The 14305-nt window shown below is 36.3% G+C and carries 13 protein-coding genes and 5 pseudogenes; 3 read left to right on the top strand and 15 right to left on the bottom strand.

What is annotated here, in order from left to right; genetic code table 11:
• The 14 genes and pseudogenes from P7D84_RS10595 to P7D84_RS10530 form a co-directional block, all read right to left on the bottom strand.
• Positions 1–1443 (bottom strand): DNA topoisomerase (locus P7D84_RS10595; RefSeq protein WP_002405920.1); only part of this gene is annotated, 1443 nt, incomplete at its 3' end.
• A complete protein-coding gene (locus tag P7D84_RS10590; protein WP_001062587.1) occupies positions 1443–2060 on the bottom strand; it encodes a recombinase family protein in 618 nt (205 codons plus the stop codon). The genes P7D84_RS10595 and P7D84_RS10590, both read right to left, overlap by 1 nt.
• Positions 2061–2073: 13 nt before the next feature.
• A complete protein-coding gene (locus P7D84_RS10585; RefSeq protein ID WP_000713595.1) occupies positions 2074–2244 on the bottom strand; it encodes a hypothetical protein in 171 nt (56 codons plus the stop codon).
• 355 nt (positions 2245–2599) lie between these two features.
• Positions 2600–2782 (bottom strand): annotated as a pseudogene (locus P7D84_RS10580) (PadR family transcriptional regulator); the annotation flags it as partial.
• Positions 2783–2888: 106 nt separating this feature from the next.
• A pseudogene (locus tag P7D84_RS10575) lies at positions 2889–3230 on the bottom strand (FAD-dependent oxidoreductase); the annotation flags it as partial.
• Positions 3230–3535 (bottom strand): rhodanese-like domain-containing protein, encoded by a 306-nt coding sequence (locus P7D84_RS10570; protein ID WP_311806391.1) that lies wholly within the window; start codon positions 3533–3535, stop codon positions 3230–3232. The pseudogene P7D84_RS10575 and the gene P7D84_RS10570, both read right to left, overlap by 1 nt.
• 23 nt (positions 3536–3558) lie before the next feature.
• Positions 3559–3879 carry a thioredoxin gene (gene trxA, locus P7D84_RS10565; protein WP_002318457.1) on the bottom strand — a complete coding sequence of 107 codons (321 nt, stop codon included), beginning with the start codon at positions 3877–3879 and terminating at the stop codon, positions 3559–3561.
• Positions 3860–4144, bottom strand: coding sequence for a membrane protein insertion efficiency factor YidD (gene yidD, locus P7D84_RS10560; RefSeq protein WP_002318456.1), 285 nt, complete (start codon positions 4142–4144; stop codon positions 3860–3862). The genes trxA and yidD overlap by 20 nt, the downstream gene beginning before the upstream one ends.
• 596 nt (positions 4145–4740) lie before the next feature.
• Positions 4741–5505: an ABC transporter permease gene (locus tag P7D84_RS10555; RefSeq protein WP_002311027.1), complete on the bottom strand. Its 765-nt coding sequence runs from the start codon at positions 5503–5505 to the stop codon at positions 4741–4743.
• Complete coding sequence (locus P7D84_RS10550) at positions 5502–6155, bottom strand: ABC transporter ATP-binding protein (protein ID WP_002307505.1); 654 nt, start codon at positions 6153–6155, stop codon at positions 5502–5504. The genes P7D84_RS10555 and P7D84_RS10550 overlap by 4 nt, the downstream gene beginning before the upstream one ends.
• Before the next feature lie 83 nt (positions 6156–6238).
• Positions 6239–6661 carry a cupin domain-containing protein gene (locus P7D84_RS10545; protein ID WP_002307506.1) on the bottom strand — a complete coding sequence of 141 codons (423 nt, stop codon included), beginning with the start codon at positions 6659–6661 and terminating at the stop codon, positions 6239–6241.
• Between the two features lie 723 nt (positions 6662–7384).
• A pseudogene (locus P7D84_RS10540) lies at positions 7385–7569 on the bottom strand (hypothetical protein).
• Between the two features lie 556 nt (positions 7570–8125).
• Positions 8126–8545, bottom strand: a complete 420-nt coding sequence (locus tag P7D84_RS10535; RefSeq protein ID WP_311806390.1) for a topoisomerase C-terminal repeat-containing protein — start codon at positions 8543–8545, stop codon at positions 8126–8128.
• A pseudogene (locus P7D84_RS10530) lies at positions 8542–9791 on the bottom strand (DNA topoisomerase). The gene P7D84_RS10535 and the pseudogene P7D84_RS10530 overlap by 4 nt, the downstream one beginning before the upstream one ends.
• Before the next feature lie 45 nt (positions 9792–9836).
• Between P7D84_RS10530 and P7D84_RS10525 the strand changes: the two are divergent.
• A pseudogene (locus P7D84_RS10525) lies at positions 9837–10139 on the top strand (tyrosine-type recombinase/integrase); the annotation flags it as partial.
• 320 nt (positions 10140–10459) lie between these two features.
• Positions 10460–11386: a hypothetical protein gene (locus P7D84_RS10520; protein WP_311806389.1), complete on the top strand. Its 927-nt coding sequence runs from the start codon at positions 10460–10462 to the stop codon at positions 11384–11386.
• A 499-nt stretch (positions 11387–11885) separates the two neighbouring features.
• On the opposite strand, the gene P7D84_RS10515 is transcribed toward P7D84_RS10520, so the two are convergent.
• Positions 11886–12311, bottom strand: coding sequence for a cupin domain-containing protein (locus P7D84_RS10515; RefSeq protein WP_311806388.1), 426 nt, complete (start codon positions 12309–12311; stop codon positions 11886–11888).
• A gap of 331 nt (positions 12312–12642) precedes the next feature.
• Between P7D84_RS10515 and P7D84_RS10510 the strand changes: the two genes are divergently transcribed.
• Entirely contained in the window at positions 12643–14196 is a 1554-nt protein-coding gene (locus tag P7D84_RS10510) for an AcpB/EbpR/MafR family transcriptional regulator (protein ID WP_311806387.1), read from the top strand.
• The last annotated feature ends 109 nt before the right edge of the window (positions 14197–14305 follow it).

Genomic DNA, 14305 nt, shown 5'->3' with positions numbered 1-14305 from the left:
TTCTTTTTCAACACTCTTAACACCAACTTCGGCACGTTCGCCAATGATAACGAGTGGTAACGTTTGAACGTCCTCTTTTTCTTCTTTGGTTTGTTGTTTGAAAAGAATTTTCCACCCTTCTTGCTTTGGTGTCTTTCCGATCGATTGAAACAGCAAATCAGCTACTTTCGTTTGTATCTTGGTTTCTTCATACAAGTAATCAGGTAAAAACATGGCAACGGTCGTTTTAACGACTAAAGCATAAATTTTTCGTTGTAAATCGTCCATTTTCGCTAATGCAGATTCGGTAGGTACTTGTTTTGTTGGGATAATGGCGTGGTGTTCCTGTACCTTACTACCGTCCACATAACGCTTTCTAGGCTCTGTTTGAACCATTTCAAGATCAAGTCCTAAAAAACCGCTATATTTGCCAAAATTCGCTTTTAAATAAGCAAATTCGTTCTCTGTAATAAATGGTGTATCTGTTCTTGGATAACTCAATAATTTTGCTTCATACAGTCCTTGCATAGCTTTTAAAGTTTGGCTCGCTGTCGCTTTATAAAGCTGATTGACTTTTGATTGCAAACTACTTAAAGAAAACAAACTCGGACTATTCGTTTTCTTCTCTTTGGTTTGAACATCAGCAATTATCCCCTCTTGATTGCCTATTTTAGCTTGTTTAGAAGAAACAAAAGCTAAAAGCTCCTCTTGGGTTTTAAAACGCTGTGTGGGGCTTAGAACGCCCTTAAACGACCCTTGGTTTACTTTTATACTAGCTTCCACCTCGAAAAAAGGTTCTTTTTTAAAATTCTCTATGGCTTCCTGGCGCTGAAAAATAAGGTATAAGGTGGGCGTTTGAACACGTCCTAGTGAAAATGTACCTTGTACGCCCTTCTGTTGTAAATTTAACGTATACAAAGGGCTTGCGTTCATGCCGATCAACCAATCGGCAATTTGGCGTGTTTGCGCTTCTTGATAAAAGGGATAGTAATTCATTCCAGGTTGCAAATTTTGAAAACCGCTTCGGATTACATCTTTTTCTAAGCTATTGATCCATAGTCTTTTAAATGTTTTATCTTTTGAAAAGGCATTTGCTTTATGGATAATCGACCAGGCGATATTTTCACCTTCTCTGTCGCTATCTGTTGCAACAATAATTGTATTTGCCTTTTTGAGAAGTTCTGCAACAATTTTAAACTGCTTTCCCTTATCTTTTGCAACTTCAAAATCGTATCGATCAGGAAAAATCGGCAAAGATTCAAGTTTCCAATTTTGCCACTTTTCGTCATAATGACCTGGTTCTGCTAATTCCACTAAATGCCCAAAACCAAAGGTGATAAACGTTTCATCTGTAAATAGTGGGTCTTTGATCTCAAAATAACCGTCTTTTTTGGTGCTTTGTTTTAAAGCACTTGCGTAGGCTAATGCCTGGCTTGGTTTTTCAGCTAAAATAACCGTACTCATTAACTATCCCTCTTTTCATTGTTTTTTCTTTGATCGACTGTCACGTTATATCTTGCTCGATACCTTCTAAACGTTCGGCGATTGATTCCAGTTTGTTCTTCAACTTCTTTATCGGATAAACCATTCAAAAACAAATCGAAAGCATGCTTTAAACGTGGATCATTTTCTTTAAATTTATGCTGACGACCTTTGAATTTGCCTTTTTTCTTAGCAATTTCGATTCCTTGTGCCTGACGTTCCTTAATTTTTTTTCGTTCTGATTCTGCTTGATACTTGTACAATTCAATGACAAGGCTATTAATCAAACGCCTTAAATTTTCATCTTCAATACCATTCATTGAGGGTAAATTTAAGACTTCCAGGGTTGCCCCCTTAATTTGAATTTGATTCATCAATTCTGTTAATTCTTTATTATTTCGTCCTAATCGATCTAATTCAGTAACAATAACAATATCCCCTTCACGAATATAGTTAAGCATAGCTTGTAATTGTGGGCGTTCGACCGATTGACCGCTTAATTTGTCTGAAAAGACCTTAGAAACGCCCTGTAACGCTTGTAATTGCCGATCTAAGTTCTGTTCTTTGCTACTGACACGTGCATAACCAATTTTAGCCATTTTCAACCAACCTCTAAAATTCTCTCGGTTGCAATAACCAATCAGCTATATCTACTTTTTCAATTTCAAATTGCTTATCAGAAATTGTCTTTTCGTAAGCGATAAAATCTTGCGCATATTGTTGCTCATTAAAAATAGCCACCACTTCGTCATTTTCTAAAACTCGATAAATAAATTTTTTCATTTTACTCCTCCTATTATGCCCAACTTAAATGACCTATTCACCAAGTCAATTATACTGCTAAAACCATATTAGGACAAATAAGTATACTCTATTGACCTAACAAAGATAGAAATTCAAAAAAACAAGTGTTCGCTACGCTCTCACTGCCCCTCGACGTTTTAGTAGCCTTTCCCTCACTTCGTTCAGTCCAAGCCAACTAAAAATTTTCGGGCTACTCTCTCCTTTACCCTAAAAAAATAAATCAAAATGCAGTCTTTTAATCCCTTCTAGTTAATCAAACAAAAAACGAGAACGAAAAACAAAGGCCTCAACGTCGCAAAGAGGGTAAAAATCTCTTAAAGGGATTTTTGCCCTCTTTGCGACGTTGAGGTCTACTTGGAATTTCTTCTATCAAATTAAGCTTAAGTAAATTTTCAATCGCTCCATACATAGTTCCTGCTGCTACCTTAACTGATCCATCACTTAACTTATCAATTTCTTGAATAATAGCATATCCATGAACGGGTGTAGTTAAAACTAAAATAATCTTAATTGTCAAATTAAGATATAAAAAAAGAAATACAACTAGTTTCTAAAAAACAACTAAAGATAGTTGCTTATTAATATAAATGTAAATACGTATCAGAGATATAAATGTAATGGCATGGCTTTGCTCCTGGAGACAAGATTAATTTGTCATACCCCAACGTGTATGTTTCTTGATCGGTTTGCACGACCACTTCTTTGTTGTTGGAGTCGATGGAAATAGCTTCACTATTTGGTCGTACGTCTAAATTGAACCTTGCTCGCAAAGATTCTGGAGTTTGAACTAACAAATCCGTCCGTTCATCAATTTCTCCAGCGACATAATAAGGCAAACCACAATTAGCAAATGACACATATGGCCCTTTTTCTAACACGATAACTTCTGCTCTTTCATCCAAACGTCTTAACCGTGTAGCAGCAGACATACCACCTGCTACACCACCAATAATGACAATTCTCATTAATTCTTGCCTCCTTTTTTTGCTCCTGCCCATGCCATCATGCCGCCACGGACGTTGATAACATCATGTCCTTGTTTCAGCAATATTTTCGTCGCTCGTTTACTGCGCATCCCAGATTGTCACACTACGTAGACTTGACCCTTCGGGGTATAGGTAGAAACTTTAGCCAATGGAATATTTTTTGCACCTGGAATATGACCAATTTTGAATTCATGCGGTTCTCTCACATCAATAATTTGCGGCTTTTCGGATAATTTATTCTCCAGTTCAGTAGTCGAAATCGTAGGTGTTTTTTTGAAAAACATATTTTTACTCCTCATAATAGTAATTATTCTGCTGTTACTTTTTCCATTAAATACTCTTTTAGTACTTCTTTTGGTTGGTAGCCAACTATTTTTTCAATAGGCTGACCATCTTTATATAAAACCATGGTAGGAATGCTCATAATGCCCAGTTGACTAGCTATTACATTGTTTTCGTCAATGTTCAACTTTGCAATTTTAATTTCAGGTGCAAATTCTGCTTCTAATTCTTCTAATACTGGTCCTAACATCTTACATGGCCCGCACCAAGGAGCCCAAAAATCGACTAATGTAATACCCTCTTTTACTTCTGATGCTAATGTTATATCAGTTACTTTTACTGTCATTTGATTGTTCCTCTCCTTTTATCTTATGTCTGTTATTTCTTTTCAATGAAAATGTACTTGGCACTGGATCATATCCGCCTTTAACAAATGGATGACACCGCATAATACGTGCTGCTCCCATTAGAGACCCTTTTGCTGCTCCGTGTTTTTCAATCGCATCAACAGCATAGTGCGAGCAGGTGGGATAATAACGGCAACTCGGTGGAAACAACGGCGAAATTCCTTTTTGATAACCTTTTATACTTAATAAAATGATATTTTTCATTTATATACCCCCATGCATATTTTTTGTAAAGCATTTTTCAAAAAGAATAAAAACGACCATAATATGTCGGTATTTCCGAATCTTGTATTAAGAGCTAGTGGATAAAGTTACATGACCTTCCTCCCTATGGGCAAAAAAAACTATAGAGGACACTTTTTTTAGTGTCCTCTATAGGGGTCCATTTTAGTTCACGAGAAAGTCTTTTTTATATTTATTTAGCAGCGTCCACTACTTCTTTTAATGTTGATTCAACTTCTCTAGCAATCATTGTCAAATTATCATCTTTGATAATAGTGTCCATGATTTGGAATTCTTATTGGATAGAAATTTCTTTCTAGAACATGATTTCGTCGAAAGTTCTCATTGGTTGAGGATAGGCATGTTCAAAACAATCAGTCCGATATCCTTTTAATCCAGTTGCTGCACTATATAAAAAATTTCATCATAGTTTCGCCCTAGTCGTTCCAAAGATTCGATGACAAAAATATCCTTCTTCCTTAAAAAATGAAGTTCTTTTTGCAATTATTCTCGTGAGGTCTTCTTTTAACTACATAAAATTGTAACCACTGGTTTTAAGAGTAGTGTATCATCCCAAATCATATAATTAATTGACTGCGATTGTTATAAAACTCACGGTAAGCCATATAACTAGCAATAAATGAAGAAATCGCAGTAACTGAAATCAACATAAACATCACAACAATTTGGTAACGAATCGCTTGAACAGGATCAATTCCCGCAAAAATCAACCCTGACATCATACCTGGTAGGCTGACAAGTCCAACCGTTTTTGTTCGGTCAATAGAAGGAGCCATGCCCGTTTTGACGCTTTCTCTTACAATACTCATGGACGCTTGTTTTTTATTGGCTCCCAATGCCAATTTTTCCAATACCTGTTGGCGTTGGTCCGTAAATTTTGAATTCAAAGACCGATAGGTCACTCCAATCGCAGTCATGGCGTTGCTGGCAATCATGCCTGTAATTGGAACGATTTGGGAAGGGGTCCAGTCAATGACTCCTGAAAAAACAAGAATGAGTAAGGACAAGGCTGTTCCTACTCCAATAGCCGTCGTTGAAATTTTAAAAGAGCGGTTGATCCCCTCACTGCGTGTATGGGCGTTATAAGAAGCGTTGAACACAATGAACAAAACCATCGCTAAAGTGAGAAAGTTGTTATCCACTCGTAATACGTAGCTCAATACATATCCAATAAGGAATAATTGAACGACAGCGCGAATTCCCGCAATAAAAATGTCGTTTCCTAATCCCAATTTCTCTTTGTAATCAATCAACAAGGCAACTATCAAGAGGACAGAGGATAAAAGCAAAGAAAGATTACTGATTTCCAAATTGTTTGTCATTTCGATTCCTCCATTTTTCCACCTTTGATAGTAATCAGACGAGAAGCTTGGTCGATTTCTTCCTGGTTGTGAGTGACGGCCAACACCGTAGTTTGTTGGTCTTTCATCATGTCTCGGACTAAATCAAGGACAATCGCTCTGTTTTCTTGGTCCAATGAACTGGTAACTTCATCCAGGAGCAACACTTTCGGTTGATACATCAAATTTCGGACCAATGCAACCCGTTGTTTTTCCCCTCCTGATAGTTCCTTGACCTCTTTCGATAAGTAAGTTTCAGGTATTTGAACTCGTTCTAACAATTTTTTTGCACGTTCCCGATCAAATCCTTCTTCTCTTATGCGGGCAGGAAAAGACAAGTTCTCTTGAACTGTCTCATCGAATAGAGAAGCGTTTTGAAAGAAATAAGAGACTTCTTTTCTATACTCCACAGGATCGATTTTTTGCAGATCCGTACCTCGATAATAAATTTTTCCGGAAGTTGGGGAAAGCAGCGTACCAATTAATTTCAAAAGGGTACTTTTTCCACTTCCAGAAGGACCAGAAAAAACAATCACTTCCCCTTTGTTTACTGTAAAAGAGATATCTTGAAGGATTTGGTTTCCGTTTGCCTGAAAACCAACCTTCTCTAATTGAAACAATGAATCACTCATACCACTTCTCTCCTTTATAAAAAAGCCCTGCACCAGTGGACCATCCATACGGGTGCAGGGCTTTTGTTTCATCCTAGTGTACCTCAGTGTTCGTTTGGATCGTTTTTGGCGTCTTCATGAGTAGGGTGAACCGTTCCTTCAAGGTGATCTGGACCAGCATAAATGGTATACAGTCTGAGCGGCTTATCACCGGTGTTTTCGATGTTGTGCCACATGTCCGCCGGAACAAATACGGCGTCATCATCCATCACTTTTTGTTGAACATGTAAGTTATCTTTAGAAGGCCCCATTTTACACACGCCTTCTCCTTCTTCAATACGGATAAATTGGTCAATGCCTTCGTGCACTTCCAAACCGATGTCATCGCCCGGTTGAATGGACATTACGGTGACTTGCAGTTTACTGCCTGTCCAAATGGTCGTCCGGTAATTATCATTTCCTGTGGTGGCGTCTTCAATATTAATGATATACGGCTTCTTCCCATGATCCTTGTAGTCTATTTCCATCTTCCATTCCTCCTAGTCTTTGTAATGAAACAATGATACCTACTTCTTATTTATAATAATTCTAATTAATGGTACCACATCTAAAATTCTATGCAAAAAAATTAGCTTTTTGGAGAGCGATTCTAAACAAAGACCATATAACGCGCAATTACAATTGGTACCCCTTAATCCTCAGCACATAAAGGAAAAAATATGGAATCAAAAAATAACCGATATGTACTCTGGTTATGACTTGAATCAGGGAGAATTTCAGAGACGACACATCATACTTTTTTAGTTTGCACTTGTAAACTAACTAGCGTACATTAAGTTTATGCTCACTATCAAGCGTTGTCAATCCTTTAGACTCTTATCAATTTCGAAAGAAAGTAGCAAGGTTATTGATTGTGACTGTAAAAGTGGGGTGTTCCTATAAGCACATTAAACTATCTTCTCTAATTTATCATGCTATTTAAATTCTGCTTTTTCATGAGAATTTTTGTCCAAAACTTGTTAAAATGATTTTAAAAAATACTTACATACACAATCCCCAAAAGACACTAATGTCATTTCAGTCAAAAAAGATACCGCAGAAAATTTCCACCTGAGATTCAATACGATATTACTCTCTTGACAGCCAGCTTAATTCCTTAGTTGAATAGATTATTAAAGTGCACAAAAAAACAATGCGGCGTTTGTTATATTTTCTGGTATAAACGACGGTGCTATAAACTTTTTTGCAGATTAAAAATCATATGAATTTAACTCCAGTAATAAGAGTTTAAGTGCCAATGCATGATTCTTTCAATTTCCGTTTTATGAGTAGACAGAGCGATTCCTTCATTGCATTGGAAAATGAGTTCGTTTCTCGTAATATGTATGCTCTCATTTTTGGTTGCATAGTATTCTCTCCATTCGTCTTCATACATAAGAACACCTCCTTTGATCATCCTATATTTAAGTCCTTCGTTATTAATATACGTAAAAAGTTGGTATTTTATTTTTATTTTCTCTCTCTTTAAAAAAACTGAAAAAAGAGCGGTTTACAGGCATTTTCATGGATAGTTACCCATAGATCAATCTGAAATGAGCGTAGAACTTCCTTCTCAAACACTGGTTTTTTAGAGAAATACGAAATATTAGGGTTATTTGCAGAATAGCTACTTATTCTTACAAAGCAACAAGCGAGCAAAAGAAAAATTCCTTTCAAGCGTTTTTTGGCGGTACACTATTTTAGCGACAGGCAAGATAGTAAATATTTTTTACAACTGGTTTGACTGTCGGCGACGACAGCCCACAGCCAAAAATAAAGAAGTCAAGGACTGTGAGGGTGGAGATTTTTTGGTGGTCTGCCAAAAAATACTTACCCGTTCCTTGACTTATTTAAGTGTTATTCAGTTTTAGGCTATTACAACTGGGTGACTGAGGCGATTTTGGGGGCTTGCCCCTTTTTTCCAAAAGGGGCAAGGTCTAGATCTTGTGTTTTTATTTTTTTGGAAATTCAAAAGCTAATTTCATTTCGTCATTCAGTGTTAACTTTGCCGAGAAATTGCTTCCTTTTTTACTTTTGAACCCTTTGATTAAACTCGTTTCTCTTTTGCTTAATAAATCTTGGACATTTTTCTTTGTGAGTGCTTTTTGGCTCCATCTTTTAGGAAGCGTAAATTTGCAACCGTCTTTGTAGCCCGAACAGCCATAAAATTTTCCTTTGTCTACTACGCTGTTTTGACATTTCGGACACGTACCCATCACATTTTCTTGTTCCATATGACCGGCTACATCTGCAATGTTTTCTTTTTTGTCTTGGAAGTTTTGTGGCACTTTTTCAATGAGGTGCTGCACAAACCGCTCGATACTGCTTAAAAAAGCTTCTTGTGTGCCTTGTTGGCTTCGGATCTTTTTCAAATAGCGTTCCCATTGGGGGCAGTCATGCCGGCATTGGCGATTTCGTCCTCTGCAATTATGCGGCACAACAATTCGCCTTTTTCTGTCACATAGATTTTACTCTTACTGATCGTGATGTAGTCCTGTTTCTTCAAGGTTTCAATGATACTGGCTCTAGTGGCCTCGGTTCCAATCCCTTCGGTTTCTTTAAGAATGTCTTTGCTGTCTTTATCGTCCATTGCCCGTCCGACATGTTTCATGGCGGTTAGCAGTGTGCCCTCTGTATAGTAATTGGGTGGTTGGGTTTTCCCTTCCTTTGTTTCAAGGACGAAAGCCACTGAATCATTGACGATTACTTCTGGTAAAAGTGGGTCGTCCTTGTCTTTTTCTTCCTGTTTATATAGTCGTTTCCATCCACGCTCTTTTTCTGTCTTCCCTTTTGATTGGAACAGAACCTGATTGATCGCTGTATCAATGGTGGTTTCGTCATAGATATACGGCTTTTCAAAAATTGCGAGGGTACGATACAAAACCAGAAGATAAATGTTTTTTTCGTCTTTCGTTAGATCACTGAGCTTCGGCAATGTCTTCGTTGGAATAATCGCATAGTGTTCTTGTACTTTGCTTCCATCTACATACCGTTTATTTTCGTTTAGCTGCGGTTCGGAAATGCCCACTCCTGCTAGTTCGAGATACCGACTGAGGTTGCTTTTCAGGTAGTCAAATTCGGGGCTACCAATATAATTGGTATCGCTTCTTGGATAAGAAAGCACTTTTTTTCATAGAGTTTTTGAGCGATTGAAAGCGTTTTGTCGGCACTGTACTTAAAGCGTTTGTTCGCGAAAGATTGTAAATCAGACAAGCTAAAGAGTTTCGGCGCATACTGCCGTTTTTCTTCCACTTTGACATTTGTTACTTCGGCATTCTCCGCTTGCTCTAGCTGATTGGTTTCTTTGAACCCGTCAAGGTTTTCGAGTGTATCAAATCGCTCTTTGTATTTCCCTTTGTACTTACCATTCGAGTGTGTGAAAGTGGCATACAACTCATAAAATGGCTTGCTGACGAAACGTTTGATCTCTTCGTTGCGTTGGTAAATCAAGAACAAAGTCGGGGTTTGGACGCGCCCAACGCTAAACACGCCTATCATACCATTTTTCTGCATGTAAAGCGTGTACAGACGGGTGAGATTAATTCCTACCAGCCAATCAGCGATTTGTCGGGTTTCTGCTTCTTTGTAAGTGGAATAAAACGCCTGTCCATCCTTCAAGTTTTGGAACCCTTTACTATGGACTATTTAGCAACATACGCAAATATTCGGCAAGCTCGTTATCAACCCGATAAGTATGAAGCAGCTTTCTTCTTATCAATTAGCAAAGGATCTTCTAAACGGATCACGGGATCTGCCATCGAAAAAATGGTCGAAAAATATTCAAAACATTTTAGAGTTCGCGTAACACCCCATAAACTGAGACATACACTAGCCACACGTTTGTATCGACAAACCAATAATCTAGTTTTAACTGCGCAACAACTTGGCCACAGTTCAACAACAACGACAACACTGTACACACATATAGAAAATGATGAGACAACCGATGCTTTGAATTCACTTTAATGATGAGCTCTAAAATTTCTAAATCTAACTAGTTTTATCGTCCATTATTCCATCACTATATTAGATGATTGATAACAAACAAATTAAGTACTACCTTAATATTGATTAAGGTAGTGCTTTTGTATACTGTATATGATGTTAAAAGATTTGTATAATAAGATTCTATAAACCACCACTAAGAAAATTTAAAAAACCGATTATTTTATTGAGTCAAATTTACCAACTCTTCTCTTACCCATTTATAAAAATAGCGTTTGTTCTTGTTTTTCTTTAGTATTATAATCTTTGTAAAGGGTTAAAGGATGAGAGGATGTTTATAAATGGCTTATTATGGTAACGACAACGACAATTTCCAGAATAATAATGATAATCTTAATTATGCTCTGAGTGAGTATAGCTATGATCAAAAGATTGCTATGTTAAAATTGGAAATAGCAAAGACGAACGATCATGAAACAAGAAGAAGATTGGAAGTTTTACTTAATGAAACAATCGCAGAACATGATAAAAAAAATAAAGTTTATCTGATTGGTTTTATTATTTTTTTCGTGTTAATTGGTGGCTTCTCTGTATGGCTTTTCTTATTTTATTTCCCAAACAAGGATACTTCTGCACCATATAATCAAAACGCTACTCCAATTGTCAGCACATCACAATCTAGTGAGTCGGATACCCAAGTGAGTGTTAGCGAAACATATCAGAGTAATTATGACCAATCACAAGAAGTAGAAAATGGTTTGCAAAATGCTACACCATCCCAACATACATTAGCAGAACAAACAAGGACAGTATTAGAAAATAATCAGGGCTTTGATAGACAGGTCCTCAATTCTATATCTGATGATGAAATAGTCGCATTAACTGCTGGTTATGTGACTAACAGCCAGTTAGCTCAAACTGCTGATAACTTATTAGCAAAATATCCTAATTTAAAAATCGAAGAAAAAGGAATAACGAAAGATCAGTTTAGACGCTGGGTCGCACAAGTCTGGGATCGCAAGCATCCAACAAGTGAGGAAACTGGATTACTTAATAATCCTAAACTAACTCTTACACTATCAACGGATAGTGAAGGTTACGCTACTGCTAGTATTGCTCTAGTTCAGTCTGATACAGTAGATTTTTATAGAATAAATTCAAATAATGAACTAGAAGAAAGCGCTCATTTTGCTGGCGAACATGTTAGTCCCCTTGATGATCATTGGGTGCTGGTTGAATCACAGCTTCCTGAAGATTTGAAAAATTAATATGTCTTTATTTTGATAGTAAGAAGTAATCATGAATAGTTAGTTTAAAAGATTACTACCCATGTTGAGCCGAGTCCCAAAAGTTAGATTTTTTGGACTCGGTATTTTTATAACTAAACATAGCTTTGAATTCAAATGAAAGATTGTCCAATAATACCTGAAAGAAGTAGGAGCTCCCTACCTACACTTTCAATCAAACGATCAATAAGTAAATGGCTCAACACCTATCAATCGTTCATTGAATACTACCTTTCTCAATAAACTCTTTTTCTCAATTTTCAATTAATAACCTTAGCTTTATTCATTTCAGATTGATACTGGGATTATTATATTCAATAGTCTGATTAATCCTATCTATATAACTTGTAGTGTTAAATGACTCGCTTATTTAATGTTAAAACCTTTCTAACTAATAACTATTATCTAGACAAAAAAACCAAAACTGTCAGCGATCTCGTGACAAGTTTTGGTTTTTGATGATAAGGATTAACTGTTTGTTTTATTCTTGTTCGTTAGGGTCATTTCGCGCATCTTCATGAGTAGGATGAATTGTTCCTTTTACGTGATCTGGGCCAGCATAAATGGTGTACAATTTCAGAGGCACATTTCCCGTATTCTCAACATTGTGCCAAGTACTGGCTGGAACAAAAATCGCATCGTCATCTTTTACTGCCTGTTCAAATGAAAGATCGTCTTTTGATGACCCCATTTTGCAAATACCTGTTCCTGATTCCACTCGCAAAAATTGATCAATTCCATGATGGATTTCTAAACCGATGTCATCACCAGGTTGAATCGACATAACTGTGACTTGTAATTTTTCGCCTGTCCAAATGGTCGTCCGATAATTTTCGTTTTCTACCGTTAATGCTTCAATGTTCTCTACAACAGGTTGTTTTCCACGATCAGAATAATCTAATTTCATAATGTAACCTCCTTTTCTTTTTAGAAGAGAAAACGCTTGCTTTTCACTTCATACGGATTATAACAGGAGAAGTTTTAAAAGAATATCAAAGATACTTAACTGATAATTGTACTCAGTTGGTAGTTTTGCCTATGTTTTTGAGGATAAAGAAGATATGACACTGATTTCTTTTTGGTGAATCCTCCCCCATTTAAATCATTCCAAAATAAAATGATTTATTGATGAGAAATCCTATAATTCAAGAGAGACTTGCCAGAATAGCTCGCCTTTTTCTAATAAAATCGGTAGAATTATACTTATAATTGAATTGTTTTATATGAAAGGGGTCATTATGAAACATTTACTCAATTCCTCTACTTATCGTCGGATTCAGTTCGTAGAATTTTTAGATCAACTCCCTTCTTGGTGTGTTATCAAGGAAGCAACACAAACCATTGATTGTTCCGCTAAGACATTATTAGCTGATATTGAGTTTATTAATGAATTTTGGGGTGAGTATATCTATATTGAATACTCAAAATTTCAAGGAGTACGTTTAAACAATCTTACATCAAATAAATTAGGAAATGTATATTACCAAATCTATCATGAGTCATTGGAGTTTCAATTTATTGAGAAAATGCTGTATGAATCGAATCAAGATGCAGACTATTGGATTAACGAATTATTTATGAGTGAGGCCTCATTTTATCGAATGGTGAATGGATTAGAAGAATTTCTAAATCGGCGTGGTCTCGTACTTGAACGTGCACCTTTTCGAATTACAGGTCCAGATGAACGCTGGGTACGCTTTTTTTATCAACAATATTTCACTGAAGCTTATGGAGTCACTCAATGGCCGTTTGCATTAGATCAGGAAGCAACCACTTGCTTTATTATGCGAACTTCGACCGATTTTGATGTCGTACTAGACGACCGAGAAATTCAAGAAGCTGCCTACCTATTCATTGTGACATTGAACCGAATGCACCAGGGATTTTATTTATCTAAAAGTATTTATCGTGAAAAAGATGATACGATTGATAAGGTTTTAAATCTTAGCCGTCTGTCTGTAGAGCAGCTATTGATGAAAACTAATTTTACTTTGCCCTTAAAATGGTACAAAGAAATCAGTCGGACCGTCTTTCATGAGTTTTATAATTGGGCTAATCCCGAACAAAATAGCCAAATGGAGCAGAAAATCGAAACATTCTTGACAAGTGTCTCGCAGGCCATTGAATACCCATTAAACAAAGCCGATAAGCAAAAAATTATGCAGAAAATGTTGTCTTGGTTTGTAGAGTATAATTTTTATCCTTATCGTCGGATGTTATTATTTGATAAACATCAGAAATTTGCTCGCGAGGTACAGCTCGTCTATCCAATTTTTTCTACGATTGTAGAGATTTATTTGAAAGATATCGAGAAAAAATCTCCCAAATTATGGACTGATATTCGCTTGAACAATGTTTTTTTCTTATTAATGAAAGAATGGTCTCACCTTCCCATTCACTTAGAAAATTTGCGTAAAAGAGTATCGATCCTCATAGTCAGTGACCTTGGCCAAAAACACGCTGAAATGTTGCGAGACTTTTTACTTGCTAATTACAACAAACGAATTGCTGTAGATACATTCAACGAACCGATTATTTTAACTAGCCCAACTGAGTTTGAAAAGTTTACTAATTATGACATTGTATTGAGCAATAATCCAATCAAAGATTATAAGTACAAAAATATTCTAATCATAAATAATTTTTTCTCCTCTTCCGATCGAGAAAATCTATTGAATCTTATTGTGGCAATCCAAAAAGAAGCTGCCTGCAATCATTTAAAAAAACTGGGTAATATTAAAATGAAAACAGCTAAAGAAATCTATTTCTCTCAACAAACATTGCAAGAATAGCAAAAAAAATATTAAAAATCTTTTTAACGTTCTTTTTATGAGGTAAAAAACCTTTGGATTTAGCGTGAAAACCATCCGGAAACCTTTAAAAGATTTATAAAAGTTTTCT

The sequence above is a fragment of the Enterococcus dongliensis genome, from assembly GCF_031927985.1.
Lineage (GTDB): Bacteria > Bacillota > Bacilli > Lactobacillales > Enterococcaceae > Enterococcus_A > Enterococcus_A dongliensis.
This window is presented reverse-complemented; position numbering and strand designations above follow the sequence as displayed.

Coding starts and splice junctions, on each gene's coding strand:
- P7D84_RS10520 (WP_311806389.1), top strand. CDS start 10,460: ATGGCTTATTATGGTAACGACAACGACAATTTCCAGAATAATAATGAT.
- P7D84_RS10510 (WP_311806387.1), top strand. CDS start 12,643: ATGAAACATTTACTCAATTCCTCTACTTATCGTCGGATTCAGTTCGTA.
- P7D84_RS10585 (WP_000713595.1), bottom strand. CDS start 2,244: ATGAAAAAATTTATTTATCGAGTTTTAGAAAATGACGAAGTGGTGGCT.
- P7D84_RS10545 (WP_002307506.1), bottom strand. CDS start 6,661: ATGGAAATAGACTACAAGGATCATGGGAAGAAGCCGTATATCATTAAT.
- P7D84_RS10555 (WP_002311027.1), bottom strand. CDS start 5,505: ATGACAAACAATTTGGAAATCAGTAATCTTTCTTTGCTTTTATCCTCT.
- P7D84_RS10515 (WP_311806388.1), bottom strand. CDS start 12,311: ATGAAATTAGATTATTCTGATCGTGGAAAACAACCTGTTGTAGAGAAC.
- yidD (WP_002318456.1), bottom strand. CDS start 4,144: ATGAAAAATATCATTTTATTAAGTATAAAAGGTTATCAAAAAGGAATT.
- P7D84_RS10590 (WP_001062587.1), bottom strand. CDS start 2,060: ATGGCTAAAATTGGTTATGCACGTGTCAGTAGCAAAGAACAGAACTTA.
- P7D84_RS10550 (WP_002307505.1), bottom strand. CDS start 6,155: ATGAGTGATTCATTGTTTCAATTAGAGAAGGTTGGTTTTCAGGCAAAC.
- trxA (WP_002318457.1), bottom strand. CDS start 3,879: ATGACAGTAAAAGTAACTGATATAACATTAGCATCAGAAGTAAAAGAG.